This is a genomic window from Tepidimonas taiwanensis (genome assembly GCF_020162115.1).
GTDB classification, from domain to species: Bacteria; Pseudomonadota; Gammaproteobacteria; order Burkholderiales; family Burkholderiaceae_C; genus Tepidimonas; species Tepidimonas taiwanensis.
Genome location: NZ_CP083911.1, coordinates 1,590,543 through 1,617,503 on the forward strand (window position 1 = coordinate 1,590,543; position 26,961 = coordinate 1,617,503).

General features: G+C 68.8%; 24 protein-coding genes. 12 read left to right on the forward strand and 12 right to left on the reverse strand.

What is annotated here, in order from left to right:
- Positions 1-35 precede the first annotated feature (35 nt).
- Both LCC91_RS07365 and LCC91_RS07370 read right to left on the reverse strand, forming a co-directional pair.
- On the reverse strand, positions 36-665 hold the full coding sequence (locus tag LCC91_RS07365; RefSeq protein ID WP_043698192.1) for a response regulator: 630 nt from the start codon (positions 663-665) through the stop codon (positions 36-38).
- On the reverse strand, positions 662-1,759 hold the full coding sequence (locus tag LCC91_RS07370; protein ID WP_043698189.1) for a hybrid sensor histidine kinase/response regulator: 1,098 nt from the start codon (positions 1,757-1,759) through the stop codon (positions 662-664). The genes LCC91_RS07365 and LCC91_RS07370 overlap by 4 nt, the downstream gene beginning before the upstream one ends.
- Positions 1,760-1,998: 239 nt before the next feature.
- Between LCC91_RS07370 and LCC91_RS07375 the strand changes: the two genes are divergently transcribed.
- From LCC91_RS07375 to LCC91_RS07400, 6 genes are read left to right on the forward strand one after another with little or no spacing between them, the layout of a single operon-like run.
- Positions 1,999-2,529 carry a hypothetical protein gene (locus tag LCC91_RS07375; protein ID WP_313904186.1) on the forward strand — a complete coding sequence of 177 codons (531 nt, stop codon included), beginning with the start codon at positions 1,999-2,001 and terminating at the stop codon, positions 2,527-2,529.
- A gap of 27 nt (positions 2,530-2,556) precedes the next feature.
- Positions 2,557-2,919 carry a response regulator gene (locus tag LCC91_RS07380; protein ID WP_043698186.1) on the forward strand — a complete coding sequence of 121 codons (363 nt, stop codon included), beginning with the start codon at positions 2,557-2,559 and terminating at the stop codon, positions 2,917-2,919.
- A 39-nt stretch (positions 2,920-2,958) separates the two neighbouring features.
- Positions 2,959-5,256, forward strand: a complete 2,298-nt coding sequence (locus tag LCC91_RS07385; RefSeq protein WP_043698183.1) for a chemotaxis protein CheW — start codon at positions 2,959-2,961, stop codon at positions 5,254-5,256.
- 13 nt (positions 5,257-5,269) lie between these two features.
- Positions 5,270-6,109: a CheR family methyltransferase gene (locus LCC91_RS07390; protein ID WP_052231316.1), complete on the forward strand. Its 840-nt coding sequence runs from the start codon at positions 5,270-5,272 to the stop codon at positions 6,107-6,109.
- Positions 6,106-6,741, forward strand: a complete 636-nt coding sequence (gene cheD / locus LCC91_RS07395) for a chemoreceptor glutamine deamidase CheD (RefSeq protein WP_043698180.1) — start codon at positions 6,106-6,108, stop codon at positions 6,739-6,741. The genes LCC91_RS07390 and cheD overlap by 4 nt, the downstream gene beginning before the upstream one ends.
- A 15-nt stretch (positions 6,742-6,756) precedes the next feature.
- Positions 6,757-7,857, forward strand: coding sequence for a protein-glutamate methylesterase/protein-glutamine glutaminase (locus tag LCC91_RS07400; protein ID WP_043698177.1), 1,101 nt, complete (start codon positions 6,757-6,759; stop codon positions 7,855-7,857).
- Positions 7,858-7,880: 23 nt separating this feature from the next.
- On the opposite strand, the gene LCC91_RS07405 is transcribed toward LCC91_RS07400, so the two are convergent.
- A complete protein-coding gene (locus tag LCC91_RS07405; RefSeq protein WP_043698174.1) occupies positions 7,881-8,636 on the reverse strand; it encodes a hypothetical protein in 756 nt (251 codons plus the stop codon).
- Between the two features lie 343 nt (positions 8,637-8,979).
- Between LCC91_RS07405 and LCC91_RS07410 the strand changes: the two genes are divergently transcribed.
- Genes LCC91_RS07410 through LCC91_RS07425 form a run of 4 tightly spaced genes read left to right on the forward strand, consistent with a single transcriptional unit; the run spans position 8,980 to position 12,642 of the window.
- On the forward strand, positions 8,980-9,915 hold the full coding sequence (locus LCC91_RS07410) for a branched-chain amino acid transaminase (RefSeq protein ID WP_043698171.1): 936 nt from the start codon (positions 8,980-8,982) through the stop codon (positions 9,913-9,915).
- Positions 9,916-9,923: 8 nt separating this feature from the next.
- Complete coding sequence (locus LCC91_RS07415; protein WP_043698245.1) at positions 9,924-10,148, forward strand: zinc-finger domain-containing protein; 225 nt, start codon at positions 9,924-9,926, stop codon at positions 10,146-10,148.
- 45 nt (positions 10,149-10,193) lie between these two features.
- Complete coding sequence (locus tag LCC91_RS07420; protein WP_052231315.1) at positions 10,194-11,492, forward strand: O-antigen ligase family protein; 1,299 nt, start codon at positions 10,194-10,196, stop codon at positions 11,490-11,492.
- Positions 11,476-12,642, forward strand: a complete 1,167-nt coding sequence (locus tag LCC91_RS07425; protein ID WP_143897435.1) for a glycosyltransferase — start codon at positions 11,476-11,478, stop codon at positions 12,640-12,642. The genes LCC91_RS07420 and LCC91_RS07425 overlap by 17 nt, the downstream gene beginning before the upstream one ends.
- Here the strand turns inward: LCC91_RS07425 and LCC91_RS07430 are convergent.
- The 9 genes from LCC91_RS07430 to argB form a co-directional block, all read right to left on the reverse strand.
- The gene (locus tag LCC91_RS07430) at positions 12,637-13,398 is read right to left on the reverse strand and encodes a glycosyltransferase family 25 protein (RefSeq protein ID WP_043698168.1); all 762 of its coding nucleotides are present in this window, start codon (positions 13,396-13,398) and stop codon (positions 12,637-12,639) included. The genes LCC91_RS07425 and LCC91_RS07430 overlap by 6 nt on opposite strands.
- Positions 13,399-13,410: 12 nt before the next feature.
- Positions 13,411-13,902, reverse strand: a complete 492-nt coding sequence (locus tag LCC91_RS07435) for a thioesterase family protein (protein WP_043698164.1) — start codon at positions 13,900-13,902, stop codon at positions 13,411-13,413.
- 11 nt (positions 13,903-13,913) lie between these two features.
- Positions 13,914-14,678: an enoyl-CoA hydratase gene (locus LCC91_RS07440; protein WP_143897436.1), complete on the reverse strand. Its 765-nt coding sequence runs from the start codon at positions 14,676-14,678 to the stop codon at positions 13,914-13,916.
- 11 nt (positions 14,679-14,689) lie between these two features.
- Positions 14,690-15,925, reverse strand: a complete 1,236-nt coding sequence (locus tag LCC91_RS07445) for an acetyl-CoA C-acyltransferase (protein WP_043698158.1) — start codon at positions 15,923-15,925, stop codon at positions 14,690-14,692.
- Positions 15,926-15,946: 21 nt separating this feature from the next.
- Positions 15,947-18,358 carry a 3-hydroxyacyl-CoA dehydrogenase/enoyl-CoA hydratase family protein gene (locus tag LCC91_RS07450; protein ID WP_043698154.1) on the reverse strand — a complete coding sequence of 804 codons (2,412 nt, stop codon included), beginning with the start codon at positions 18,356-18,358 and terminating at the stop codon, positions 15,947-15,949.
- A gap of 28 nt (positions 18,359-18,386) precedes the next feature.
- Positions 18,387-18,833: a DUF2147 domain-containing protein gene (locus LCC91_RS07455; protein ID WP_043698150.1), complete on the reverse strand. Its 447-nt coding sequence runs from the start codon at positions 18,831-18,833 to the stop codon at positions 18,387-18,389.
- A gap of 28 nt (positions 18,834-18,861) precedes the next feature.
- Positions 18,862-20,658 carry an acyl-CoA dehydrogenase C-terminal domain-containing protein gene (locus LCC91_RS07460; RefSeq protein ID WP_043698146.1) on the reverse strand — a complete coding sequence of 599 codons (1,797 nt, stop codon included), beginning with the start codon at positions 20,656-20,658 and terminating at the stop codon, positions 18,862-18,864.
- A 69-nt stretch (positions 20,659-20,727) separates the two neighbouring features.
- Positions 20,728-21,402, reverse strand: a complete 675-nt coding sequence (locus tag LCC91_RS07465) for a TetR/AcrR family transcriptional regulator (RefSeq protein ID WP_043698143.1) — start codon at positions 21,400-21,402, stop codon at positions 20,728-20,730.
- A gap of 252 nt (positions 21,403-21,654) precedes the next feature.
- On the reverse strand, positions 21,655-22,557 hold the full coding sequence (argB, locus tag LCC91_RS07470; RefSeq protein WP_043698140.1) for an acetylglutamate kinase: 903 nt from the start codon (positions 22,555-22,557) through the stop codon (positions 21,655-21,657).
- Between the two features lie 49 nt (positions 22,558-22,606).
- Here argB and LCC91_RS07475 point away from each other — a divergent pair, with 49 nt between their 5' ends.
- Together LCC91_RS07475 and LCC91_RS07480 are read left to right on the forward strand one after the other, a co-directional pair.
- On the forward strand, positions 22,607-24,121 hold the full coding sequence (locus tag LCC91_RS07475; RefSeq protein WP_185974862.1) for a CYTH and CHAD domain-containing protein: 1,515 nt from the start codon (positions 22,607-22,609) through the stop codon (positions 24,119-24,121).
- A 73-nt stretch (positions 24,122-24,194) separates the two neighbouring features.
- Complete coding sequence (locus LCC91_RS07480; RefSeq protein WP_043700614.1) at positions 24,195-26,948, forward strand: cation-translocating P-type ATPase; 2,754 nt, start codon at positions 24,195-24,197, stop codon at positions 26,946-26,948.
- Positions 26,949-26,961 lie beyond the last annotated feature (13 nt).

Here is a 26,961-nt window from a genome sequence, read left to right on the forward strand (position 1 = left end):
TGGCGGTACCGCCGTGGGCAACCCATCCCACCCGATCACACCAATTTGTTGCGGATCGCGTACACCGTGAGCTCGGCGTTGTTCGACAGGCCCAGCTTTTCCAGCACGCGCGCGCGGTAGACGCTCACCGTCTTGGGGCTGATCATCAGCGCCTCGGCGATTTGCGACAGCTTCTTGCCCGACGCGATCAGGCGCAGCGTCTGCAATTCGCGCTCGGAGAGGCTGTCGTGCAACTCGCCACTTTCCGGTGCCTGCAGGTGGTTGGCCAGCAGCTCCGCGATCTCCGGTGTGATGTATTTGCGCCCCTGCGCGACGGTGCGCACGGCGGCGATGAGCGCCTGCGGGTCGCCGCCCTTGTTCAGATACCCCATCGCCCCGGCGCGCAGGCAGCGGATCGCGTACTGGTCCTCCGGGTACATGCTGACCATCACCGTGCGCACGGGGTTGCCTTCCTCCTGCAGCACGGCCAGGATTTCCAGCCCGCTGCGTCCGGGCAGGTCGACGTCGAGCAGCAGCACGTCGGGCTTCTCCCGCCGCAGCACCTCGCGCAACATCGGGTAGCTGTCGGCCTCGCCGACCACGCGGATGTCGGTGGCCTCCATCAGCGTGTCGCGCACCCCCCGGCGCACCACGGCGTGGTCGTCACACAACACCACTCGGATCATGCGTCGTCCTCCTCTTGCTTGGTCGACACCGCGCCATCCAGCGGAACGGACAAAATCAAGGTCATCCCCTGCCCCGGCGCGGTGACCACGTCCAGCCAGCCACCGACCGACTGCGCGCGCTCGCGCAAACCGAGCAGGCCAAACGAGCGCTCCTTGGTCAGCTCCGGCGCCGACGCCCCGCGCCCGTCGTCGGCAATCTCGATCGTCAGGTGCCCTTCCAGGTCGCTGACGTCGATCACCACGCGCCGCGCCTGCGCGTGCTTGAGCACGTTGGTCAGCGCCTCCTGCACGGTGCGGTAGGCCACCATCTCCTGCCGCGCCGACAGCGCCGCGCGCACCGCGCCGCGCAGCACCACTTCCAGCCCCGTGCGCTCGGCAAAGGTGCGGGTGAGCCACTGCAGCGCCGGCATCAGCCCCTGATCGAGCACGGCCGGCCGCAGGTTGCGCATGATGCGCTGGCTCGCGCCCAGGGCGTGCTCGGCCATCGCCAGCGCCGAGCGCACGTGCCCGAGCGCCTCTTCATCGGTCAAGCGGCGCGCCAGCCACGCCAGATCGAGCTTGACCGCAGCGAGCGCACCGCCGATGTCGTCGTGGATCTCGCGCGCGATGTCAGCGCGTTCGCGGTCGATGCTCGTCTGCAGGTGTTCGGTCAGCTCCAGCAGCCGCTGGCGCGACGCGGCCAGCTCGCGCGCGGCCTCGGCCTGCGCGCGGCGCGTCGCGGCCAGCTCCAGCGCCCGCTGCAGCACGTGCGGCAGGCGCGTCAACTGCGCCTTGTCCACGTAGTCGCTCACCCCGCGCACCATCGCGTCGGCGACGGTGGCCTCGCCGATGGCGCCCGACACCAGGATGAAGGGCGTGTCGTGCCCCGCGCCGCGCAGCCACTCCCACGCCTCCATGCCCGAAAAACCCTGCAGGTGGTAGTCCGCGAGCACCGCGTCGATCGCCGGCGCGGGCGGCGCGAACGCGGCCTGGAACGCCTCCAGCGTGTCGACCAACACCACGTCGGCGTCGACCTCGGCACGGCGCAGGGCGCGCAGCAGCAGCCCATGGTCCACGGGGTTGTCTTCCAGGTGCAACAGGCGCAGCGCGTTCACGGTCGGCGACGGTTGTTTCGCCCACGGCCGGGATGACACGGGGTGTCATCCCGCCGCAAGACACCGGCCTAATTGTCGCGGATTCGGCCGCTGGCGGTGCACACGCAAACGGACACACGCCGGGCTGCGCGGCAATTGTCAGCCCCCAAGAGCGAAATCGGGGTCAACCCTCGCCCCCTGGTGCCCCAGAACCGGTATATTTACAGTCACCGCATCGATGCGTCCGCATGGGGCCCCGCATGTCCGATCCACCCACCTGCTCATCGACACCCACCCCGCAGCGGCGACGCTGGCCGCGGGAGGAAGTCACCGTGGTCGAACCCCGGCCCGACCCCAAGGCGGTGGAAGACGAACCGGCCGTTTCGATCCGCGTCGCCGCCGTGGCGGACCTGCAGGATTCGCTGCTGGTGGCGATGAACGACCTCAAACGGCTCGAAGGCCTGCTCGACCACGCGACGGTCAACCTACTGGATAGGTTCAATCGCGCGATCGCGCTCGTCGACGCGCTGTCAGCCCGTGGCGAGGACGCAACAGTAAACGAGCTGCGCCAGACGCTGAACCAGGCGGTGCTCGAACTGCAGTTTCACGACATGGCCACCCAGCTGCTCGTGCACACCGGCAAGGTGCTGCGCGGCTGCGCGTACCTGCTGGCGGAACAGGCGATGGAGCCCGACGAAGAAGAGGTCGGGTCGGTCGTCACCTACCTGCCGCAAAAACCCAACCCCGTGACCCAGAGCGAAATGGACGCTGGGTCGATCGAACTGTTCTGACAATTTCTTTTCCGACAAGGTTCGCCCATGCACTCGATCCTGGCCGTTGATGACTCCGCGTCCATGCGCAAGATGGTGTCGTTCACCCTGGTGGGCGCCGGCTTTCAGGTGGTGGAGGCGGTCGATGGCGTCGACGCCTACGAAAAGGCCCAGAAACAACGCTTCGACCTCGTGCTCACCGACCAGAACATGCCGCGGCTGGACGGCATCGGCCTGACGCGCAAGCTGCGCGAGCACCCGCAGTACGCGACGACGCCGATCCTGATCCTGACGACCGAGTCCAGCGACCAGATGAAACAGGCGGGCCGCGCCGCCGGTGCCACCGGCTGGCTGGTCAAGCCGTTCGACCCCAACCGGCTGATCGAGGTCATCCGCAAGGTGATCCGCTGACGCGCCCCGCCGACCGACACCGCCGACCGAGACCCCGCCATGGCTGATACCGCGAACGACGGCTTCGACCTGACCCAGTTCTACCAGATCTTCTTCGAGGAAGCCGGTGAGAACCTGGAGCAGATGGAGCAGTTGCTGCTCAACCTCGACCTCGACACCGTCGACGACGAGACACTGAACGCCATCTTCCGCTGCGCCCACTCGATCAAAGGGGGCGCGGCGACGTTCGGCTTCGAGGACGTCGCGGAGCTCACGCACCAGATGGAGTCGCTGCTCGACAAGCTGCGCCGCCACGAGCTGGTGCCGACGCCGCCGATGGTGGACGTGTTGCTGGAATCGAGCGACGTGCTCAAGGGCCTGCTGGCGCGGCACCAGGGGCTGGGTGGCGAACCGCCGGAGACCGCGAGCCTCGTCGCGCGGATCCGCGCCCTGGCGAGCGGTCAGACGCCACCGCCCGGCCCAGCGGTCGCGCCGCCCCCGCCGCCGCCTCCTCCGCCCCCGGCACCAGCCCCGGCCGTGACCACCGGCCCCGGCGGGATGCCGGCGGCTGCACCGCCCGGTGCGCCGCGGCGCCTGCTGGCCCGCATCGGGCCGCTCACCCATCGGGAGCAGGCCGACGCGATCAAGGAGCTGTTTCGCGACATCGCGGGCCTCGGCACCATCACGGCCGAGCGCGACGAGGGCGACCATCGCGTCTACGAGATCGACACGAGCAGCAGCGATAACGAGTTGCTCGACCTGTTCGCGTTCCACGTGGCGCGGGAGCAGGTATCGCTGACCCCGATCGGCACGACGGCCGTGGCCGCACCACCGGCCGACGCCCCCCCCGCGGCGCCGGCCCCGGAGGAGCACAGCGCCGACGTGATCGAAGAGGGCTACGGGCTCTTTGCCGGAGCACCGGGTAGCCCGGTGGCGGGCACCGTGCCGGGTGCGGGCGGCGCCCCCACGCCGGCACCCGATCTCGTGCAGGGCTACGGCCTCTTCTCGGGTGCGCCGGGCAACCCCGTGACACCCAGCGAACACGTCGCGCAGCTGCAGGCCCACACCCGCGCCGCGGACGGTGCCGCCACCGACGCCGCGGCGTCGCCTGCGGCCGCGTCTCCTGCCGCCGTCGATGCGCGCGCTCGCGAAACCGCCAAGGCCGCCCGCCAGGCGGCCAGCGCCCAGCTCGAAACCACGACGCTGCGCGTGTCGGTGAGCAAGATCGACCAGCTAATCAACCAGGTGGGCGAGCTCGTGATCACCCAGGCGATGCTGGCGCAGTACAGCCGCGACCTCGACGCGACGCTGCACCAGCAGCTGCTCGCGGGTCTGGCCGACCTGGAGCGCAACACGCGGGATCTGCAGGAATCGGTGATGTCGATCCGCATGATCCCGATGTCGGTGGTGTTCAGCCGCTTCCCGCGCATGCTGCGCGACCTCGCGGGCAAGCTCGGCAAGAAAGTCGAGCTGATTACCCACGGGGAGGCCACCGAACTCGACAAAGGGCTGATCGAAAAGATCACCGACCCGCTCACGCACCTCATCCGCAACAGCTGCGACCACGGCATCGAGCTGCCGCACGAGCGGCTGGCCAAGGGCAAACCGGAGGTCGGCACGATCACGCTGTCGGCCGCGCACCAGGGCGGCTCGATCCTGATCGAGGTGCGCGACGACGGCCGTGGCCTGTCGCGTGCCAAGCTGCTGGCCAAGGCGCGGGAAAAAGGCATCCCCTGCTCCGACGACATGAGCGACCAGGAGGTCTGGCAGCTCATCTTCGCGCCGGGCTTCTCGACGGCCGAGGTCGTCACCGACGTCTCGGGCCGCGGCGTCGGCATGGACGTCGTCAAGAAGAATATCGCGTCGCTGGGCGGCTCGGTCGAGATCGACTCGGCCGAGGGCTACGGCATGAGCGTCAAGGTGCGCCTGCCGCTGACGCTGGCGATCATGGACGGCATGACGGTGCGCGTCGGCGACGAGGTCTATATCCTGCCGCTGTCGTCGGTGGTCGAATCGTTCCAGGTGCAAGCGACCGACATCAACACCGTCGCGCAGCGCGCGCAGCTCGTCAAGGTGCGCGACGAATACATGCCGGTCATTGAGCTCGACCGGCTGTTCCAGGTGCCGCGGCCGACGACGGACGCGTCAGCCAACAGCATCATGGTGGTCGTCGAATCGGACGGCGCGCGCGTCGCCCTGGTGGTCGATGAGTTACTGGGTCAGCAGCAGGTCGTCATCAAGAACCTGGAGGCCAACTACAAGAAGGTGCCCAACGTCTCCGGCGCCACCATCCTCGGCGATGGCAGCGTGTCGCTGATCCTGGACATTTCGGCCCTGGTGCGCCGCGCCCGGCAGTAACCCCGCCCCGTCCATGATGGCCGAGACGCCCGCCGCGCTGCAATCCCGCGAATTCGCGTGGACGGTGGCGGACTTCGACCGCATCCGGCGTCTGATCTACCAGCACGCGGGCATCAGCCTGCACGAAGGCAAGCAGGCAATGGTGTACAGCCGCGTCTCGCGCCGGCTGCGCGAGACGGGACACGACAGCTTCCGCTCGTACCTGGACTGGCTGGAGTCGTCGCGCGACCCGGCCGAGTGGCAGGAATTCGTCAACGCGCTGACGACGAACCTGACGTCGTTCTTCCGCGAAAACCACCACTTCGTCGAACTCGCGCGCATGGTCCGCGAAGGGGGCGCGGGGCGCGAGTGGAAGATCTGGTGCAGCGCGGCCTCGACGGGGGAAGAGCCCTACTCCATCGCGATCACGATGGCCGACGTGCTGGGCATGCAGGGGGCGTTTCGCATCTGGGCCAGCGACATCGACACCCGCGTGCTGGAAACCGCGGCGCGCGGCATCTACAAGCTCGAGCAGCTGCGCACCGTGGCGCCGGAGCAGCTGCGCAAATATTTTCTGCGTGGCAAAGGAGCCAACGAAGGACTGGCCCGCGTCAAGCCCGAGCTGCAAAAGCACCTGCAGTTCTTCACCCTCAACCTGGTCGACGAGTCGTGGCCGCTGCGCGAGGAGTTCGACGCGATTTTCTGCCGCAACGTGATGATTTACTTCGACCACGACACCCAGCGCCGGGTGCTGGCACGGCTGCACCGGCTGCTGCGCCCCCACGGCACGCTTTTTGTTGGCCACGCCGAGAATTTCAGCGACGCGCGCGACCTCTTTCGCCTGCGTGGCAAGACCATCTACGAAAAAGTATGAACGCATTGGTGCGCACCCCCCAGCATGTGCAGCAGCTCAAGCAACGCCCGCGCCGGCCGGGGGAGGCGTCGTTCTTTTTCTACGATCAGCACTTCAAATACGCCGCGGTCAAGGTCCTGCCGGGCGAGTTTTATGTCAGTGACGAAGACGTGGTGATCATGACGGTGCTGGGTTCGTGCATCGCGGCGTGCATCTGGGACTCGCGCCTGCGCATTGGCGGCATGAACCACTTCATGCTGCCCGAGGGGGGCGGTGACACGTCCGGTCGCTACGGCTCGTACGCGATGGAACTGCTGATCAACGAACTGATCAAGCGCGGCTCGACCCGCGAATATATGCAGGCCAAGGTGTTTGGCGGTGGCGCCGTCATCTCTGGCATGACCAGCATGAACGTCGGCGAGCGCAACACCCAGTTCGTGCTCGACTACCTGGCGACCGAGCGTATCCCGGTCGTCTCCAAGGACGTCCTCGACATCTACCCGCGCAAGGTGGTGTTCTTCCCCGTCACCGGTAAGGCGATGGTCAAGCGCTTGGCACACGCACACCCGGACGTCCTGGAGCGCCAGGAGCGCCAAGGCGCGGCCACGCGCCTCGCACAAAGCAACGCCGGCGGGACGGTCGATCTGTTCTGATTCTGACGATCCCCCATGTCCCCGAAGATCAAGGTGGTGGTGGTGGACGACTCGGCGCTGGTGCGCAGTCTGCTCACCGAAATCATCAACCAGCAACCCGACATGATCTGCGTCGGCACTGCCGCCGACCCGCTGCAGGCGCGCGAAGTCATTCGCGAGCGCAACCCCGACGTGATCACGCTCGACGTCGAAATGCCCAAGATGGACGGGCTCGAGTTTCTCTCGCGCCTGATGCGCCTGCGCCCGACGCCGGTCGTGATGGTCTCCACCCTCACGGAGCAGGGGGCGGAAACGACGCTGCGGGCCCTCGAACTGGGGGCCGTGGACTTCGTCACCAAGCCCCGCGTCGGGGTGGCCAGCGGCCTGCAGCAGCTCGCTGACGACATCGTGGACAAGATCCGCATCGCGGCGCGGGCACGCGTGCGGCGCGTTGCCGCGGCGCCCGGCGCTGCGCCCCCTGCCCCGGTCGCCAAGCCCGCGTTGAGCGCGGCGCCGCCGGCGACATCGGGCATCCCGCGCCTGTCCACCGAGAAGGTGATCTGCATCGGCGCGTCGACCGGCGGCACCGAGGCGATCAAGGAAATCCTGATGGAGCTGCCGCCCGACGCGCCAGCAGTGGTCATCACGCAGCACATGCCGCCGGGCTTCACGGCGAGTTTTGCCGCCCGGCTGGACAGCCTGTGCCGCATCCGCGTCGCGGAGGCGCGCGACGGCGAACGCATCCTGCCCGGCCATGCCTACATCGCCCCGGGTGGCAAGCAGTTTTCCCTCGCCCGCAGCGGCGCGAACTACATCGCGGTGGTGGACGATTCGCCCCCCGTCAACCGCCACAAGCCGTCGGTCGAGGTGCTGTTTCGCTCCTGCGCTCGGGTGCTGGGCCCCAATGCAATCGGCGTCATGCTCACCGGCATGGGGGCCGACGGTGCCGCCGCGATGAAAGAGATGCGCGACGCGGGAGCCTACAACATCGCGCAGGACGAGGCGAGCTGCGTGGTCTTCGGGATGCCCAAGATGGCGATCCAGGCCGGTGCGGTGCACGAGGTGCTGCCCCTCAAGCAGATCGCGCGCGCGATCATGGAGCGCGTCGCGGCCGCCGGGGTGCGCCACCGCATCTGAGCGCGAACGGCGCCGGTCTGCCGTCAGACGAGCCGGTCGATCTGCGCACCCGCTGAAGGCCGCTCGGCCGCGTTGGCGGTCGCGCCGTAGGTCTGCGCGGCCTCGTCGGGTGGAAGGTTGGCCAGCGGCCGGGCGTTGAGCCGCGCCTGCAGTTCCTCGAGTCGCTTGGCGCGTTCCTCGGCGGCCTTTCGCGCCTCCTCGCCGATCACCATGTCCACCGCCGCCCGGCTGGCCTTCCACATGTTGGGCAGCAGCTCCTTGATCTGCGTGTCCAGCGCCTCCAGCGCGGGGTTTTTGACCTCGGGAAACGCCGGCTCGTCGGCGCGCTCGTCCGCCGCCTCACGCGCCTGCACGGATTCCTCCGCACGTACCCGCTCCTGCGCCCGGCGCTGCGCTGCCTGGGCCCGCTGCTGGGCCTCGGCCTCCTGTGCACGCCGGCCATCCTCGGCCGCGCGCATGGACGCACGGCCACCGTCTGCCGCCGGATCACCCGCCCGGGCCGCCGCGGCCGTCGGTGGCGGCAACCCGGTGCGCTCCGGCGCGGCGGCGTTGGGGTAGCCGTCGGCGCGCTGCGCCTCCTGCGGGGGCGTCACCGGTGCCAGCGGCGGCGGGGCCTGGACCTGCACCCGCGCGGCCTCGCCCTGCGGCGCCACCACGGCGCCGCCCGCACTGTCCCGGCTCACGGCGTTGCCGGGCCGCGCCGGCGTCACCGGCTGGGCCCGCACGGTCGGCGTCATCTGCGGCGCCGGTGCCACGGCAATCGAGGAAATGGTCAACATGGCGCTACCCTCATCTCACCCCACGTAGGGCTACACGCCCCGGGCTCATCCGGGTTATCGGCCGGCTTGAGCGGGACTTTAGGGGTAAATGCCCCTTTTTTTCAAGCACTGCGGCCCGTGCGTGTTGACAACCGCACGACAGCCCTTGCGCTGCGGCCCTTGTCTTACCGTTCTGATCACACCCCGCCAGCGATGCGACCGCGGCTCTGGGCATGCCCCACACCGAGCGCCACCCCTGCGGTGACCCACGTAAAATGAGCGCATTTCTTCCACCTCCGGCGCCCGCGCCTCGCCGCCCCTGTGGAGCGGCCTGTCGGGCCCGCCTCATCGAAGGATTTCCGCTATGGCGACCCCCCTCCCGCTGCACGACCGCGACGGCAAGATCTGGATGGACGGCGAACTCGTCAACTGGCGCGACGCCAAGGTGCACGTCCTGACGCACACGCTGCACTATGGCTGCGGCGCGTTCGAGGGGGTACGGGCCTACGCGACCGAGCGCGGGACCGCAATCTTTCGCCTGCAGGAGCACACGGAGCGGCTGTTCAACAGCGCCAAGATCCTGCGCATGCAGATCCCGTTCACGCAGGAGGAAGTAAACGAGGCACAGCGCGCCGTCATCCGCGCCAACGGGTTGCAAAGCGGCTATATCCGGCCGCTGACGTGGATCGGCTCGGAAAAACTCGGCGTCAGCCCCAAGGGCAACCGCGTGCACCTGATGGTCGCCGCTTGGGCGTGGGGGGCATACCTCGGCGAGGAAGGCATGAAGCGCGGCATCCGCGTCAAGACCTCCAGCTACACGCGTCACCACGTCAACATCACGATGACGCAGGCCAAGACGGTGTCGAACTACACGAACTCGATCCTGGCCAACATGGAGGCCACCGACGACGGCTACGACGAGGCCCTGCTGCTGGACCCGAGCGGCTTCGTCTCCGAAGGTGCGGGGGAAAACCTGTTCATCGTCAAAGGCGGTGTGATCTACACCCCGGACCTGTCGGCCGGCGCGCTCAACGGCATCACCCGCAACACGGTGCTGCACATCGCGAAGGACCTGGGCCTCGACGTGGTGCAAAAACGCATCACGCGCGATGAGGTCTACATCGCCGATGAGGCGTTTTTCACCGGCACCGCCGCCGAGGTGACTCCGATCCGCGAACTCGACCGCGTGCAGATCGGTGCCGGCATGCGCGGCCCGATCACCGAAAAGATTCAGAGCGCATTCTTCGACATCGTCAACGGGCGCAACCCCAAGTATGCCCACTGGCTGACCCTGGTGTGAACACGTCCATGACCACCGCGACCTCGACCCCCACCGCCGTCGTCGAACTCACCGCTGCCGACCTGAACGCCCACGGCGGCATCCACTGCCCGCACCCCAAGGCTGGCATGGAGCTGTGGAACAGCCACCCGCGGGTGTTCCTCGATGTCGCCAAGACCGGTGAGGTGGCTTGCCCGTATTGCGGGACGGTGTATCGGTTGCGGGCAGGCGAGATGGTGGGAAGCGGTCACTGAAGCCGTAGCCCGTTACGCACCGACCACGACGTCCGTCCCGCCAGCATGGAGCGCGCAGCCATCCCGCCACGCCTGGTGGCGGCGGCGGCTTTCACCCTGCCAGCATTCAGCCTGGCGCTGCCCAGTGGTTACTCGTGGGGCGCGCTGTTGCTGGTGATCGCCGGCGTCATGGCGTGGCGAGCCGGTCTGGTGTTACCCCGTGATGCGAGTTTCTGGGCCTTTGTCACCGCCGTCCTGGCCATGGCGTTGATGCGGCTCGTGCGGGTGGACGTGGACTGGTCGGGTTCTATCGGGTCATCTGATTTCGACCGAACCGTCAAATATTTGCTCGCACTGGTGGCGTGGATTGCCGTCACCCGGCACGCGCCGCCCGCCCAGTGGTTACAGCACGGCTGCTGGACCGGAGCCTGGCTGGCGGGGCTGACGGCCGCCTGGCAGTGGCATGGCCTGGGCTGGGAGCGCGCCGCCGGTTACACCAACGCGATCCAGTTTGGCGACATTGCTGTCCTGCTGGCCTGCTGGAGCGCGTTGTGGTGGCGACACGCAGCGACCCGCATCATGCGGTTATGGGCCGCCGGCTCGGTGGCAGCCGGGCTGTATGCGGCGATCGCCTCCGGCACCCGGGGCGCCTGGATCGTCGCGCCCGTTCTGTTGCTCTGGATCGCGTGGGTACGCATGCGCGATGGGTCTCCAGGGGGTTCTGCGAGATTCCGACGGCGCTGGCGCATGATCGGTATGCTGGCCACGGGTCTCATGTTCATCGCCATGGCATTGCCCGTCACCCGCGATAGCATCGGCGAACGGGTGGCCTTGGCCTGGCAGGAATGGGAACGCTTCCGGACGGCGGGCGAAAGTGACAATTCCGTCGGGCACCGACTGGCGCACTGGCGGCTGGCATGGTCCATGGGTCTGCAGCGGCCTTGGGTGGGCTGGAGCGAGGCCGGCTACGCGGCGGAGAAACAACGGCTCGTCGAAGCCGGTGCCGCTCCTAACGTCGTGCTGCGATTCGGCCACGCGCACCACGAATGGCTGGACCTGTGGGCCAAGGCTGGCTTATGGGGCGTCGCCACGCTGGCCCTGTTTTATGCAGTGCCACTGGTGATTTGCGGGCAGGCGCTGCGGCGATTGCGCTCGGAACCACCGGGTTTGGCGCGAGAGACGGCCGTCACGATCGCGGCGTGCGGCGTGGTGACGGTTGTCGGATTTATAGGATTCGGCATGACCCAAGTCCTGTTTGCCCACAACAGTGGCCACATGATCTACCTGTTTATGAACGTTTTGTGGCTGGGTGTGCTGCGCGCCCATACCCCCGGAACACACCACCCGCATGCAAGCGCCGCGTGAGCCCTCCCCATCGGCGACCGGGACGGCGCGCCGGCTGAAGATTTTGCATTTCGTGACCGGGGGATTCTCCGGCGCGACGCAGGTTGCCCTGGACCTTTGCCAGACCGACGGGCAGCAGGAGACGCTGCTGGTGTTGAGGCGTCGATCCCAGGACATCTCGAACCGGGTGGCCGAATTGCACCGTCGCGGCTTGGCCGTCGAAACCGTGCCACGGCGGCCTCACGCGTACGCCGTGTGGCGACTGTGGCAAATCTGTCGTGCATGGCAGCCGGATATCCTGGTCGCGCATGGATTCAGCGACCACCTGTGGGGGCGGTACGCCGGCTGGCTCGCCGGCGTGCCCCACCTCGTGCACGTCGAGCACAATGTGCGCGAGCGTTATACGTGGTGGCGCCTGCGTCAGTCGATTTGGCTGGCTCGCCGCACCGATGCCATCGTGGCCGTCTCCGACGCCGTGCACAACGCGCTGATTCGGCTGGGCCATCCCGCCGACCGGTGCGTAACCATTCACAACGGTATCGACACACAACGCTGGGGACACGGTCTTCCATGGGGGGAACGCGAGTCCGCCGTGGTCATGGCGGCGCGTTTTGCGCGGCAAAAAGATCACGAAACGCTCATCCGTGCGGCACGCCTGCTGATGGACCGCGGCACCCCGATGATCATTTATCTGGCCGGCGGCGGCAGCCGACGTTGGCGCCTCCGCGCAGAACGGCTTGCCGAACGATTGGGCGTCACCCCCTGGGTGCGATTTCTGGGCGCGACCGATGCGTTACCCACTCTGTATGGGCGGGTGCGCTATTGTGTTCTCAGCACGCACTATGAAGGGTTGGCACTGTCGCTGCTCGAGGGCATGGCCAGCGGCTGCTGCGCGATCGGCTCGGCCGTCGAGGGGGTGCGCGAGATCATCGATCACGGCCAGACGGGGTTGCTGGTTCCCCCCAAAGATCCGCACGCGCTTGCGGATGCTTTGGCAGGTCTCGTGGCGACCCCGCATGAAGGCCAGCGTCTGGCCGACGCCGGCCAGCGCGTGGTACGGACACGCTTCGACCGGCGGTTGATGCTGCAACGGTACACGAATCTCTTCGCCGGGCTCGCAGGAAACCCTTTCAACGGCACCGCAAGCCCCGATCGCAGCGCCGCCTCATGATGGAGGTAGGCAGCTGCCGGGGGTCACCTGCCGAGCACGATACCGGGCGTTGCGGATGGAGTAATCCACCTGCAGCACCCAGCGTCGCCAGCGCTCGGACCAGGTACGGCGCGGCCGGGCCTCCCGCCAGATGCTACTGGCTTCCGACGCTGCCCCCATCCCGACGACGGATGGCACCACCCCCAGAACGCGGAGATCACACTCCCACCAATAGCGCACGTCGACGTCGACGGGCCGCCCGAACGGGCGTCGACCGGCAAGGAGTTTGACCGCCCCGCTGCGGCTGAGTACATACCCATTGTTCATGCTGGGCACCCGTTGGTAGCTGACCAGCCGGTGACGCAGCGTCAGGGGGCAGTGATCGCGAGGACGTTCGTCGTTCCGGCTGTAGAGCTTGATGATGTCCCAGCGATCCGGCGAGATGGTGGCAATCGCGTGCACCACATCGGCAAACCCGTCGTCGAGCGCCACGTCATCCTCCAGCACGACCATCGCCGGTCTGCCCGAATCCAACAGGTACTCGCACGCCCGCAAGTGGCTGGCGTAGCAGCCTTTTTCACCGTCCACCAGGGGGCGGAAAAACTGCCGCGCGTTCACGTCCGGGGAATACAGATGGCTTTGCTGCGCGGCGTCGAGCTCACGCCACAACACCCCCGGCAGACGGCGGTATGGGAAAGGTAGCGCGCCGAGCAACGCCTCCATGCGCTCACGCCGATGCACATCCCGGTCGAGATTGATATAGACGATGGGCAACATCGACGCTGCCGGTCAGGAGACGATATACGCCCCCGCCCCCGTGGCCAGTAACTTACCGTCGAGTGCTAGAAACGCCATGCGGGTCGAGGCCACGCGGGAGCCGAGGCGCAGCACCTCGGCTTCGAGGATGAAGGCTTCGCCGATGCCGGGGCGCAGGTAGTCGATGCGCAGGTCGATGGTGCCGAGCTTGGCGAAGCGGTGCAGGCGCTGCTCGGGCGGCTCGTCCATGTGGCGCGCGCCGATCGCGGCCATCACTGCCAGCCCGCCCATCGCGTCCAGCCCGGCGCTGATGACACCGCCGTGGATGCGGTTGTAGGCGAAGTGGCCGACCAGCTCGGGGCGCATGTCGATGCGCGCCCGCACCCGGTCGGCGGTGATCTCGGTGATGCGCAGGCCCAAGACGGCGTTGAAGGCGATCTTGCGCTCGAAGATCTCTTTGACGCCCGCGATGAACGCGGGCTCGAACGCGACCGCTTCCACCGGCGTCTGCGTGGCCCGCGTCATCACCTGCCTCCTCAGACGCGGCTGAAGTCGGGGGCGCGCTTCTCCAGGAAGGCGGTGAATGCCTCCTTCGCGGCCGGACCGCGCAGCAGCCGGGCAAACACCGTCGCTTCGTCGACGATGCGTTGCACCACCGCCTCCTGCTGGCTGCCTTTCATCAGGCGCTTGGTTTCCACGAGCGACACCGCCGGTTTGGCCGCCAGCTTGGCCGCGATCTGCTGCGTGTAGGCGTTGGCTTCGGTCGGCGGCAGGACCTTGTTGACGAGGCCGACCTCGAGCGCGGCCTCGGCGTAGATCGGTTCACCCAGAAGCAACGCCTCGGCCGCGCGGTGGTAGCCAAACATCGCCGGGGCCAGCAGGCTTGCCGCCCCCTCGACACACAGGCCGAGGTTGACGAACGGCATCGAAAACGCCGCGTTGTCCCCGGCATACACCAGGTCGCAATGAAACAGCATCGTCGTGCCGATGCCCACCGCCGGGCCGCACACCGACGCCAGCAGCGGCTTCGGGAAGGTCGCGATCGCCCGCAAAAAGCGCAGCACCGGGCTGTCCGCCCCCATCGGCGGCTGGTGCAGAAACTCCTCGATGTCGTTGCCGGCGCAGAACATCGCCTCGTTGCCCTGGATGACGACGACGCGCGTGGCGTCGTCCGTCGCCGCTTGGGCCAGCGCGTCGGCCAGCGTGGCGTACATCGCGCTGGTCAGCGAATTCTTACGCTCGGGACGGTTGAGGGTCAGCGTGAGCACCCCCCCTTCGGCGTGTTGCAGGATGTCGGCCATGGTGCGCTCCATCATACCCGTTCGAAGATGCCCGCCGCACCCTGCCCCATGCCCACGCACATCGTGACCATGCCGTAGCGCAGGTTGCGGCGGCGCAGCGCGTGCACCACCGTGGCGGAGCGGATGGCCCCAGTCGCCCCCAAGGGGTGCCCGAGCGCGATGGCGCCGCCCATCGGGTTGACCTTGGCCGGATCGAGCCCGAGCTGGTTCATCACCGCCAGCGACTGCGCAGCAAAGGCCTCGTTGAGTTCGATCCAGTCGAGGTCGTCCTGCTGGAGGCCCGCGGCGCGCAGCGCCGCGGGAATCGCCTCGATCGGACCGATGCCCATGATGTGCGGCGGTACACCGCGGGCGGCGAAGGAGACGAAACGCGCCAGCGGCGTGAGACCAAAGCGCTTGACCGCCGCCTCGCTGGCCAGGATGAGCACGCCGGCACCGTCCGAAGTCTGCGAGCTGTTACCGGCCGTGACAGTGCCCAGCCCGGTCGGCGTCAGATCGGCGCGGCGCGGCGTGGCGAACACCGGTCGCAGCTTGCCCAGCGCCTCCAGGCTCGTGTCGGCGCGCGGCCCCTCGTCGAGCGTCACGGTCCGGGTGCGCGTGCGCACTTCGCCGCTGTCGAGGTCCAGCTCGCGCTCCACCACGTCCACCGGGGTGATCTCGTCGGCGAACTCGCCCGCTTGTTGTGCGGCAATCGCCCGTTGGTGCGATTGCAGCGCGAACGCGTCCTGCGCTTCGCGGCTCACCTTCCACTGCTGGGCCACTTTTTCGGCCGTTAGCCCCATGCCGTAGGCGATGCCGTAATCCTCGACGTTGTCGAGCTTAGCGAAAATGGAGGGCGAGAGGCTCGGCGTGTTGCCCATCATGGGCACCATGCTCATGCTCTCCACGCCCGCGGCGATCATCACGTCGGCCTCGCCGACGCGGATGCGGTCCGCCGCCATCTGCACGGCCGACAGGCCCGAGGCGCAGAAACGGTTGACGGTGATGCCGCCCACGCTCTTGGGCAGCCCGGCCAGCACCGCGGCGACGCGGGCGACGTTGAGGCCCTGCTGCGCTTCGGGAATGGCGCAGCCGCAGATCACGTCCTCGATCGCTGCCGGATCCAGCCCCGGCACTTGGGCCAGCGCCGCGCGCAGCGTGTGCGCCAGCAGGTCGTCCGGGCGCGTCTGGCGAAAGTACCCCTTGTGCGATTTGCCGATCGGCGTGCGGGTGGCCGCCACGATGTAGGCGTCTTGGAGGGTTTTCATGTCGGGTATCTCCGCGTCGGATCAGTTGCGCACCGGCTTGCCGGTGTTGAGCAGGCCCAGGATGCGCTCCTGGGTCTTGGGCTGCGCGATCAGGGCACAGAAGGCCTCGCGCTCGAGCTTCATCAGGTATTCCTCGTTCACCAGCGTGCCCGCTTCGACGTCACCGCCGGTGACGACGTGCGCGATGCGGCTGGCGATCTCGAAGTCGTAGGCGGTGATGAAGCCGCCGTCGCGCATGTTGACGAGCGACCCGAGGATCGTGGCCTTGCCGGAGCGCCCCGCTACCGGGAACAGGCGCTTGAGCGGCGGCCGGTAGCCGGCTTCGTGCATCGCCTGTGCGGTGCGCAGCGCCACGAACAGCAGCTCGTCGCGGTGCGGGACGATCACGTCGCTCTCGAGCAGGTAGCCGATCTTGCGGCTCTCCAGGGCGCTCGTGCCGACGGTGGCCATCGCGGCGGCCTTGAAACCTTCGGTCAGGAAGGGCAGCAGGTCCGTGCCGGTGGAGGCGCGTGCATTTTCAGCCGCGCGGCGGGCGATATAGGTCAGCCCACCGGCGCCGGGGATCAGGCCCACGCCCACTTCCACGAGTCCCATGTAGCTTTCCATGTGCGCGACACGGCGCGCGCAGTGCACGGCCAGTTCGCAGCCGCCGCCGAGCGCCATGCCACGCACAGCCGCCACCGTGGGCACCTGGGCGTAGCGCAGGCGCAGCATCACGCGCTGCATCTCGGCTTCGACCGACTCGATGGCCTGCACGCCCATCGCGGCAAACGCGGGCAGCGTCGCCTGCAGATCCGCGCCGACCGAGAACGGCTCGTCCCCGGACCACACGACCAGACCGTTGAAGCGCGCCTCGGCCTCGTCCACGGCGCGGTCCAGCCCCTCGACCACGGCGGGGCTGATGGCGTGCATCTTGGTCTTGATCGACGCGATCAACACGTCGTCCAGGCCCGGACGATCCAGCGTCCACAGGCGGATCGCGTCGTCCTCGTACACCGTCGTGCCGTCGGTGCGCCAGTCCGGGCCACCCTCACCAAAGACACGCTCGCGGTAGAGTTGACGTTGGTGCACGGGCAGCGTGCGCGGCGGCTCAAAGCGCCCGGTCGCCGGGTTCCAGGATCCCTCCGGCTGATGCACGCCGCCACGCTCGGCCACCGGGCCGTGGAAGACCCAGTCGGGCAGCGGTGCGCGGCACAGGGCGCGACCGGCGTCGATATCCTCCTGCACCATGCGGGCGACCTCCAGCCAGCCCGCCTCCTGCCACAGCTCGAACGGGCCCTGGCTCATGCCAAAGCCCCAGCGCATCGCCTGGTCCACGTCGCGCGCGGTCTCGGCAATCGACTGCAGGTGCAGCGCCGCGTAATGAAACCCGTTGCGCAGGATGGCCCACAGGAACTGCCCCTGCGGCCCTTCGGCATTGCGCAGCAGCTTCAGGCGCTCGGCCGCGGGTTTTTTGAGCATGCGGCCGTAGACCTCGTCGGCCTTGGCCCCGGCGGGGACATACTCACCCTTGGCGAGGTCGAAGCGCAGCACGTCGCGCCCCGCCTTTTTGTAAAAACCCGCCTTGGTCTTCTGGCCCAGGTGGCCCTTGTCCAGCAAGGCCTGCAGCACGGCCGGCGTGGCAAAGGTCTCGTAGAACGGATCGGTCTCGGGGCTGAGCTGCGTCTGCATCGTGCGGATCACGTGCGCCAGCGTGTCCAGTCCCACGACGTCGGCGGTGCGGAACGTCCCGCTGGAGGCGCGCCCGAGGCGCTTACCCGTCAGGTCATCGACGATGTCGAAGGTCAGCCCGTAGCGCTCGGCCTCACGCATCGTCGAGAGCATCCCCGCGATGCCGATGCGGTTGGCCACGAAGTTGGGCGTGTCCTTGGCCCGCACGACGTTCTTGCCCAGCGTCGTGGTCACGAACCCCTCCAGCGCGTCGAGCACGTCGGCGCGCGTGTCGGCGGTGGCGATCAGCTCCACCAGCGGCATGTAGCGCGGCGGGTTGAAAAAGTGAATGCCGCAGAAGCGCGGGCGCAGCTCGGCGGGCAGCGGTTCGGCCAACTGCCGGATCGGCAGCCCGGAGGTGTTGGTGGCCAGGATCGCGTGGCTGGCCAGGTGCGGCGCGATGCGCGCATAGAGCTGGTGCTTCCAGTCCATGCGCTCGGCGATGGCCTCGATGACGAGGTCGCATTCGCCCAGCAGCCCCAGGTGCTCGTCGTAATTGGCGGGCTGGATGAGGTCGGCCTCGTCGGCCACCCCGAGCGGGCTGGGCTTGAGCTTCTTCAGGTTGGCGATCGCCTGGCGGGCGATGGCGCTCTTGTCGGCGCCGTCCTTCGGCAGGTCGAACAGCACCACGGGCACGCGCACGTTGACGAGATGGGCGGCGATCTGCGCGCCCATCACACCGGCGCCCAACACGGCGACGCGTTTGACGGTGAATCGGGACATGGTGAATCCTTGCGTGTGAAGGGGCGCGTCAGTTCACGCGCACCCAGGTCTGCGTGCGACCGATGAACAGGAAGTAACCGCGCACTTCGAGCTTCGATCCGCCGTCGACCGGCGTCAGCCGAACGCTGTAGATCTTGCCCTTCTCGGGGTCGAGGATGGTGCCGCCATCCCACACCTCCTTACCCTCGACCTTGCGCACGCCGCGGATGATCTCCAGCCCAATGAAGGGCTGGTCCTTGCGGTCATCCTCGCAGGCGGTGCAGCGGCGGTTCGGATCCGCGCCCTTGCGCAGCAGCTTGTCGATGCGGCCCGTCAGGACGCCGTCCTTCTCGGTGATGACGACTTCGCTCTTGACCTCCTTGGTCTCGTCGTCGATGGTGTGCCAACGACCCACGGGGGTCATCTGGGCCCAGGCCGGCGCCGCCAGCGCCAGCAGCAGTGCGGCAATACGGGGGGCGACGATACGGGTTTTCATGCCGGTCTCCTGTTGCGTCTGTGCGGGTTCAGGCCAGCGCCGCGTCGGTGTCGAGCAGCGACGCCACGCCGGCGCGGGCCTGGCGCATCAGCGTCGCCGTCTCGGGGAACAGGCGCGCGAAGTAGAAGCGCGCCGTCTGCAGCTTGCCGCGGTAGAACGGATCGGTGCTGCCGGCGGCGATGGCCTTGAGCGCCACCGACGCCATGCGGGCGAAGAAGTACGCGAACACCAGGTGCCCCGCCACGCGCAGGTAGGGCACGGCCGCCGCGCCCGCCTCGTCCGGGTTTTGCAGCGCCTTGAAGCCGATCTCGGTGGTGAACTTGGTCATCTGCTCGGCCAGCTGCGCCAGCGGGTTGATGAACTCGCTCATCTTCTCGTTGACGCCTTCTTCCTCGATGAGCGATTGCACCAGCTTGCCGAACTTCTTCAGCGTCGCGCCCTGGTTGGCCAGCACCTTGCGGCCCAGCAGGTCCAGGCTCTGCACGGTGTTGGTGCCCTCGTAGATCATGTTGATGCGGGCATCGCGCACGAACTGCTCCATGCCCCACTCTTTGATGTAGCCGTGGCCGCCGAAGACCTGCAGGCACTCGTTGACGGCGATGAAGCCGTTGTCAGTCAGGAACGCCTTGGCGATCGGCGTCAGCAGCGCCAGCAACTCCGCGCTGTCCTTGCGCACCTGCTCGTCGGGGTGGTGCAGTTCCTTGTCCAGCAGCAGCGCGCAGTAGATCAACAGCGCGCGCCCGCCTTCGGCATACGCCTTGGCGGTCAGCAGCATGCGGCGCACGTCCGGGTGCACGATGATCGGGTCGGCCGGCTTGTCCTTCGCCTTGGGGCCGGAGAGGCTGCGCATCTGGATGCGGTCCTTCGCGTAGGCGAGCGCGTTCTGGAACGCGACCTCGGTCAGGCCGACCGACTGGTTGCCCACACCCAGGCGCGCCGCGTTCATCATCACGAACATCGCCTGCAGGCCCTTGTTCGGCTGGCCCACCATCGTGCCGACCGCGCCGTCCAGGATCATCTGGCAGGTGGCGTTGCCGTGGATGCCCATCTTGTGCTCGATGCCGCCGCAGTAGATGGCGTTGCGCTCGCCCAGGCTGCCGTCGGCGTTGACCTTGAACTTGGGCACGACGAAGAGACTGATGCCCTTCGTGCCGGCCGGGGCGTCGGGCAGGCGCGCCAGCACCAGGTGGACGATGTTTTCCGCCAGATCATGCTCGCCCGCGGAGATGAAGATCTTCTGGCCCGTGAGCTTGTAGGTGCCGTCGGGCTGCGGCTCGGCCTTGGTGCGCAACAGGCCCAGGTCCGTACCACAGTGCGGCTCGGTCAGGCACATCGTGCCGGTCCACTCGCCGCTCGTCAGCTTGGGCAGATACAGGCGCTTTTGCTCCTCGGTGCCGTGCGCGTGCAGGCACTCGTACGCGCCGTGGCTCAGGCCCGGGTACATCGTCCACGCCTGGTTGGCGCTGTTGAGCATCTCGTAAAACGCCTGGTTGACGACGAACGGCAGCCCCTGCCCGCCATACTGCGGATCGCAGCTCAGCGCGGGCCAGCCACCGGCGACGTACTGCTCGTAGGCGGCCTTGAAGCCGCTGGGCGTCGTGACCTCGTGGGTCTCCTTGTTCAGGCGGCACCCCTCGGCGTCACCGGTGATGTTGATCGGGAACGCCACCTCGGCGGCAAACTTGCCCCCCTCCTCCAGCACGGCGTTGATGGTGTCGGCGTCCACCTCCGCATGCGGCGGGCAGACCTTGAGCTCGTCGACGACGCGCAGCACTTCGTGCAGGACGAATTGCATGTCGCGCAGGGGCGGGTTGTACTGGGGCATGGTATGGTCTCCTTCAGAGGGCGGGTGTCAAGGGTTGGGAACGGAAGAAGTCGGGAGCGGACCCGATGCTCAGGGTTGGTAGCGCGCCAGAATGTTGTCGAAACCGGCGCGGGCGTGCTGCACGCCGTCCGGGCTGCGCAGGAAGCGCGCCTCGTAGTGCAGCGCGAGGATCAGACCGTGGATCTCGAAGGCGATCTGCGCCGGGTCGGCGTCGGCGCGCAGGTGCCCTTCGTCGATCGCCAGCTGCACGGCGCGGCGCACCGCCGCCTGCCAGGTGTTGACGGTGTCGACCAGCGCGTCACGCACCGGACCAGGACGGTCGTCGAACTCGACCGCCCCGCTGATGTAGATGCAGCCGGAATCGATTTCCAGCGACGTCTGGCGCATCCAGTTGTCGAACAGCGCACGCAGCCGCGGCAGCCCGCGCGGGGCGGCGAGCGCCGGGCGAAAGACCTCGCGCTCGAAGCGCTCGTGGTACTCGCGCACCACCGCGATCTGCAACTCCTCGCGCGAGCCGAAGTGCGCGAACACGCCCGACTTGCTCATCTGCATCACCTCGGCGATCGCGCCGATGCTCAGGCCCTCCAGCCCGACATGCGACGCCATCGCAAGCGCCGCGTCGATGATCGCGGCCTTGGTCTGCTGGCCTTTGTGGACGGCCTTCGCGCCGCGGGCGTTACCGCCGGAGTGGGGGCGGCGCTTGCGGGCAGTGCCCGTCGCGGACGGGGTATCGGTGATGGCCATGCGAGCCTCAAAATAAAACGAACGATCGTTCTATTTTAGAGCCCACCGAGTGCTTGTCAACCGCTTTTTGGTGAAACTTGCGTTTTGGTGAAACGCGCGTTGTAGCGAAACGCGGGTTTGACTGAAACGTGCGTTTTGGTGAACGTGCGTTTTACCGAAACGCGGGTTTACTCCAAACCGGCGCCGTCCAAGCGCTGGTCCCCCCGGCGCACGGGTGTGCCGCGACCGCGGGCGCAGCGGGGCCGTGCGCCTTCAGTGCGAGCGGATCATCGTGCCGAAGGGCTGGTCGCCCAGCACCTCCAGCAGCAGCGCGTGCGGCACGCGCCCGTCGATGATGTGCACGGCCTTCACCCCGCTCTTGGCCGCATCCAGCGCCCCGGCGATTTTGGGGATCATGCCGCCGCTGATCGTGCCGTCGGCCACCAGTTCGTCGATGCGCCGCGGCGTGAGCTCCGTCAGCACGCTGCCGTCCTTGTCCAGCACGCCGCGGATGTTGGTCAGCATCAGCAGCTTCTCGGCTTGCAGCACGGTCGCGAGCTTGGCCGCCACGACGTCGGCGTTGATGTTGTAGCTCTCGTTGTGCTCGCCAAAGCCGATCGGGCTGACCACGGGGATGAACTGGTCCTCCTGCAACGCCCGCACGACCGACGGGTCGATGGAGACGATGTCCCCCACCTGCCCGACGTCGTGCTCGACGGCAGGGTCCTGCAGGTCCACCATGCGCAGCTTGCGGGCACGGATCATCGCGCCGTCGCGGCCGGTCAGGCCCACGGCCTTGCCCCCGGCGCGGTTGATCAGGCCGACGATGTCCTGCTGCACCTCGCCGGCCAGCACCCACTCGACGACCTCCATCGTCTCGGCGTCCGTGACGCGCATGCCCTGGATGAACTGGCCCTGCTTGCCCAGGCGCTTGAGCAGCGTCTCGATCTGCGGGCCGCCCCCGTGCACGACCACGGGGTTGATGCCGACGAGCTTGAGCAGCACCACGTCCTCCGCGAACGCGGCCTGCAGCGCCGGATCGGTCATCGCATTGCCGCCGTATTTGATGACCATCGTCTTGCCGTGATAGCGGCGGATGTAGGGCAGCGCCTGGCTCAGGATTTCGGCGCGGTCGGTGGGCGCCACGTGCGAAAGGTCGCGGGAGGGGTGGTTCATGACACGACTTGCGGCTAGGATCGGTGGGTCAACTTGGCCGGAGGGCATTGTGCCGCAAGAAATCGAGCTCAAGTTCGCGTTACCGGGCCTGCGGGCCGCGCAGGCGCTCGCCCGCCTGCGGACGCACCCCCTGCTGCGCCGCCGGCGCGCCCGCCAGCAACGCCTGGTCAACCGGTACTACGACACGCCGGACGGCTGGCTGCGCGAACAGCGTTGCGCGCTGCGCGTGCGCGCGATCACCCCACTCGCGGCCCCTGCGTCGGCCGACGGAGCCCGTGCCACGGCCCTGTGGGAACAGACGCTCAAGACCGCCGGCACCCAGACCGGGGCGTGGAGCGCGCGCGGGGAGTGGACCGTGCCGCTCAACCGCCCCCGGCTGGACCGGCGGGCACTGCTCGCCACGCCGCTGGGCGAGCACCCGGAAGCCGCGCAGCGCCTCGCCAGCCTCCAGGCCGTGTACGAAACGCGCTGCGTGCGCACGACGTGGGTCGTGCACGCCCCCGACGGCGTCGTGGAGGTGGCACTGGACGCCGGCACCGTGCGCGCCGGCGGGCGCCACGCGCCGCTGCTGGAGCTGGAGCTGGAGTTGCTGCGCGGCGACCCGGCCGCACTGGACCGCGTCGCCGACGCGCTGGCGCAAAGCCTGCCGCTGCTGCCCGCGCGGCTGAGCAAGGCCCAGCGAGCGCAGCAGTTGCTCGACGGCACTTGGGACCAACCCGTGCACGCCCAGCGACTCGCGCTGCCGCGGCATGCGGACCCGATGGCGGTGGCCCGCGCCGCGCTCGGCGATGCGCTGGGGCAAGTGTGCGACAACCTCGCGCTCGCCGTCCGTGGTGACGACCCCGAGTATGTACACCAGGCACGCGTTGGCTGGCGACGCTGGCGCAGCCTGCTGCGGCTGCTGCGCCCGTGGCTACCCGAGCCCCCGGCGCGCGAACCGTTGCAGCCGCTGCTCGATGCGCTCGGGGCCGTGCGGGACCTGGACGTCGCCGCCACCGAGACGCTGCCCGCCTGGGCAGCGGCGTTCGTCGGCAGTCCACCGGACGCCACGCGCGAGCGGACGTGGCAGCGCGCCCAGCGCCGGCTGCAGGCCGCGGCCCGCCGCGAGCGGCGGGCGTTGCGCGCCCGCCTCGGCGATCCGGCGGTGGGACAGGCACTGCTCGCACACGGCCGGTGGCTGCTGGCGCTGCCCGAGCGCATCGACGCCCCGGCCGACTGGGCGGCGCAACGGCTGGCGCGCTGGCACGCGCGGTTGCGCCAGCGCCTGCACCCGGATGCCGCCGGGGACGCGGCCGACGCACTGCACGCCGCGCGGCTGCTGGCCAAACGCCTGCGCTACGGCGCCGAGGCGGTGGCATCGACCCTCGCGCCCAAGGCGGCGCGCCGGCTCGACCGCTGGCAGCGCAACGCCCGCGCCTGGCAGACGCGCATCGGCAGCTGGCGCGACATGGAACGCGCGGCGGAGTTGCTCCTCCAACTCCACGCCGACCCGAGGCTGGCCGCCTACCTGCGCGGGGTGGCGGCTGCGATCCGGCACGCCGAGTCGTCGGCTGCCAGGGCGTAAGCACCACCGCGAAACCACACCTTTCAACTCTCCCTTCATCGGACAACCGCCACCCTAAAACCCTGATCCAGTCATGGTAAAAGATCACGCCGCCTCCCCTGCGCCCGCCGACACGTCCGCCCGCGACACCGTCCCCTGGCACGCGCTTCCTGCCGACGCGGTGCTGCACCGGCTCGGCGCCGAGGCGCAGGGGCTCACCAGCGCCGAGGCGGCCGCGCGGCGCCAACGCCACGGCGACAACCGGCTGCAGGAAGCCCCGCCCGTGCCGCTGTGGCGGCGCGTTGCGCGGCAGTTCGACAACCTGCTGATCTGGGTGCTGCTGGCTGCGGCGGGGATCACGGTCGCGATCGGGCACGGCATCGACGCGCTCGTCATCCTCGCCGTCGTGCTGCTCAACGTCGGCATCGGTGTGATTCAGGAAGGCAAGGCCGAGCGGGCGCTGGCGGCGATCCGCGGCCTGCTGGCACCGCGCGCCCAAGTCTGGCGCGACGGGCGCCTGCTGGAGATCGACGCGGTGCACCTCGTGCCGGGCGACGTGGTGCAGGTCGCCGCCGGCGACAGCCTCTCCGCCGACGTGCGCTGGCTGCAGGTGCACGAGCTGCAGATCGACGAGTCGGCGCTGACGGGTGAGTCGGTCCCCACCGCGAAACAGGCGGAACCGGTCACACCGGACGCACCGCTGGGTGACCGGCGCAGCATGGGCTACGCCGGGACGCTGGTCACGCGCGGTCAGGGCCGGGCGGTGGTGGTTGCCACTGGCATGGCGACCGAGATGGGGCGCATCGGGCGGCTGCTGCAAACGGTGGGGGACACCACGACGCCGCTGGTGCGGCAGATGGCGCAGCTCGGCCGCTGGATCACGCTGGCGGTGCTGGCCGCGGCCGCGCTGCTGTTCGGTTTCGGCTGGGGCGTGCGAGAGCTGCCGGCGCTGCAGACCTTCATGGCCGCGGTGGGGCTGGCGGTGGCCGCCATTCCCGAAGGGCTGCCCGCGATCATGACCGTGACGCTGGCGATCGGTGTGCAGCGCATGGCGCAGCGGCGCGCCATCGTGCGGCGTCTGCCCGCGGTGGAAACGCTCGGCTGTGTGACGGTCATCTGTTCCGACAAAACCGGCACGCTCACCCGCAACGAGATGACGGTGCAGCAGGTGGTTCTGGCCGACGGCGTCGTCGAGGTGGACGGCGTCGGCTATGCCCCCACCGGTGCGCTGCGACGCCACGGAATACCGCTGCAGCCCGCCGAGCTGTGGCGCGAGGCCCCGGCGCTTCTGGCGCTGGCCGAAGGCGCGGCGCTGTGCAACGACGCCGAGCTGCGCCCGGGCGAAGGGGACCCGCCCGACTGGCGGCTGTCGGGCGACCCCACCGAAGGCGCGCTGCTGACGCTGGCGATGAAGGCCGGGATCGACGCGCGCCGGCTGGCCGAGGAGCGCCCGCGCATCGGCGTGCTGCCGTTCGAATCGGCACGGCGCTACATGGCCACGGCCCACCGGCGCGCCACCGGCCACGCCGGCGCGGAGGTGTGGGTCAAGGGCGCGCCGGAGCGGCTGCTCGCGATGTGCAGCCAGGAGCTGGACGCCCACGGCCACGCCCGCCCGCTGCGCCGCGACCACTGGCATGCGCAGGTGGAGCAACAGGCCGCGCAAGGCCGCCGCGTGCTGGCCATCGCCCGGCGCCCATGGCACGTCAGCGAGCCGCTCACCCACGACGCGGTCGCGCACGACCTCGTGCTCGTTGGCCTGGTCGGCATCATCGACCCGCCGCGCGAGGAGGCCGTCGCGGCCGTGGCCGCCTGTCAAAGCGCCGGCATCCGCGTCAAGATGATCACCGGCGACCATGCCGTCACGGCATCGGCGATCGCGCGCCAGCTGGGGCTGAGCACTGGCGGGGCCGCGTTGACGGGACAGGACATCGAGGCGATGGACGACGCGGCGCTACGCGACGCCGTGCGCACGACCGATGTGTTCGCGCGCGCCGCGCCGGAGCACAAGCTGCGCCTCGTGCGTGCGCTGCAGGCCAACGGCGAGATCGTCGCGATGACCGGCGACGGCGTCAACGACGCGCCAGCCCTCAAGGCCGCCGACGTCGGCGTGGCCATGGGCCACAAGGGGACGGAGGCCGCCAAGCGCGCCGCGGCGATGGTGCTCGCCGACGACAACTTCGCCACCATCGCCCGCGCGGTGGAGGAAGGCCGCACGGTCTATGACAACCTGCGCAAGGTGGTCACGTTCCTGCTGCCCATCAACGGCGGCGAGTCGGTGTCGCTGCTGGTGGCGGTGCTCTTTGGGCTCGCGCTGCCCATCGCGCCGGTGCAGATCCTGTGGGTCAACATGGTGAGCTCGATCGCGCTGGCGATGGTGCTTGCCTTCGAGCCGACCGAGCCCGACGTGATGCACCGCCCCCCGCGGCGCCCGGACGAGCCGATGCTCTCGCCCTTCGTGCTGTGGCGCATCGGGCTGGTGTCGGGGCTGTTCGCGCTCGGCATCTTCGGCACCTACCGTTGGGCACTCGCGTCGGGGTACCCGACGGCAGTCGCCCAGACGCTCGCGGTCAACACACTGGTGGCGATGGAAATCTTCTATCTCTTCAGCGTGCGCTACCTGCGGGCGCGCTCGTTTACCTGGGTGGGCGTGCGCGGCACGCCGCGCGTGCTCGCCGCGGTGGCGGCGGCCTGTGCGCTGCAGGCGCTGTTCACCTACGCCCCGTTCATGCAGGCGGCCTTTGGCAGCGCGGCCCTGCCGCCAGAACTGCTGTTCGTCAGCGCCGCGGTGGGCGCGGGCGTGCTGGTGGCGCTGGAGCTGGAAAAGGGCATCCTGCGCAGGCTGCGCTAAACCGACACCCTGC

What these genes read in the sequence shown, in the direction of transcription:
- LCC91_RS07365 (WP_043698192.1), bottom strand. Translation starts at nt 665, where the DNA reads ATGATCCGAGTGGTGTTGTGTGACGACCACGCCGTGGTGCGCCGGGGG.
- LCC91_RS07375 (WP_313904186.1), top strand. Translation starts at nt 1,999, where the DNA reads ATGTCCGATCCACCCACCTGCTCATCGACACCCACCCCGCAGCGGCGA.
- LCC91_RS07380 (WP_043698186.1), top strand. Translation starts at nt 2,557, where the DNA reads ATGCACTCGATCCTGGCCGTTGATGACTCCGCGTCCATGCGCAAGATG.
- LCC91_RS07385 (WP_043698183.1), top strand. Translation starts at nt 2,959, where the DNA reads ATGGCTGATACCGCGAACGACGGCTTCGACCTGACCCAGTTCTACCAG.
- LCC91_RS07390 (WP_052231316.1), top strand. Translation starts at nt 5,270, where the DNA reads ATGATGGCCGAGACGCCCGCCGCGCTGCAATCCCGCGAATTCGCGTGG.
- cheD (WP_043698180.1), top strand. Translation starts at nt 6,106, where the DNA reads ATGAACGCATTGGTGCGCACCCCCCAGCATGTGCAGCAGCTCAAGCAA.
- LCC91_RS07400 (WP_043698177.1), top strand. Translation starts at nt 6,757, where the DNA reads ATGTCCCCGAAGATCAAGGTGGTGGTGGTGGACGACTCGGCGCTGGTG.
- LCC91_RS07405 (WP_043698174.1), bottom strand. Translation starts at nt 8,636, where the DNA reads ATGTTGACCATTTCCTCGATTGCCGTGGCACCGGCGCCGCAGATGACG.
- LCC91_RS07410 (WP_043698171.1), top strand. Translation starts at nt 8,980, where the DNA reads ATGGCGACCCCCCTCCCGCTGCACGACCGCGACGGCAAGATCTGGATG.
- LCC91_RS07415 (WP_043698245.1), top strand. Translation starts at nt 9,924, where the DNA reads ATGACCACCGCGACCTCGACCCCCACCGCCGTCGTCGAACTCACCGCT.
- LCC91_RS07420 (WP_052231315.1), top strand. Translation starts at nt 10,194, where the DNA reads ATGGAGCGCGCAGCCATCCCGCCACGCCTGGTGGCGGCGGCGGCTTTC.
- LCC91_RS07425 (WP_143897435.1), top strand. Translation starts at nt 11,476, where the DNA reads ATGCAAGCGCCGCGTGAGCCCTCCCCATCGGCGACCGGGACGGCGCGC.
- LCC91_RS07430 (WP_043698168.1), bottom strand. Translation starts at nt 13,398, where the DNA reads ATGTTGCCCATCGTCTATATCAATCTCGACCGGGATGTGCATCGGCGT.
- LCC91_RS07435 (WP_043698164.1), bottom strand. Translation starts at nt 13,902, where the DNA reads ATGACGCGGGCCACGCAGACGCCGGTGGAAGCGGTCGCGTTCGAGCCC.
- LCC91_RS07440 (WP_143897436.1), bottom strand. Translation starts at nt 14,678, where the DNA reads ATGGCCGACATCCTGCAACACGCCGAAGGGGGGGTGCTCACGCTGACC.
- LCC91_RS07445 (WP_043698158.1), bottom strand. Translation starts at nt 15,925, where the DNA reads ATGAAAACCCTCCAAGACGCCTACATCGTGGCGGCCACCCGCACGCCG.
- LCC91_RS07450 (WP_043698154.1), bottom strand. Translation starts at nt 18,358, where the DNA reads ATGTCCCGATTCACCGTCAAACGCGTCGCCGTGTTGGGCGCCGGTGTG.
- LCC91_RS07455 (WP_043698150.1), bottom strand. Translation starts at nt 18,833, where the DNA reads ATGAAAACCCGTATCGTCGCCCCCCGTATTGCCGCACTGCTGCTGGCG.
- LCC91_RS07460 (WP_043698146.1), bottom strand. Translation starts at nt 20,658, where the DNA reads ATGCCCCAGTACAACCCGCCCCTGCGCGACATGCAATTCGTCCTGCAC.
- LCC91_RS07465 (WP_043698143.1), bottom strand. Translation starts at nt 21,402, where the DNA reads ATGGCCATCACCGATACCCCGTCCGCGACGGGCACTGCCCGCAAGCGC.
- argB (WP_043698140.1), bottom strand. Translation starts at nt 22,557, where the DNA reads ATGAACCACCCCTCCCGCGACCTTTCGCACGTGGCGCCCACCGACCGC.
- LCC91_RS07480 (WP_043700614.1), top strand. Translation starts at nt 24,195, where the DNA reads ATGGTAAAAGATCACGCCGCCTCCCCTGCGCCCGCCGACACGTCCGCC.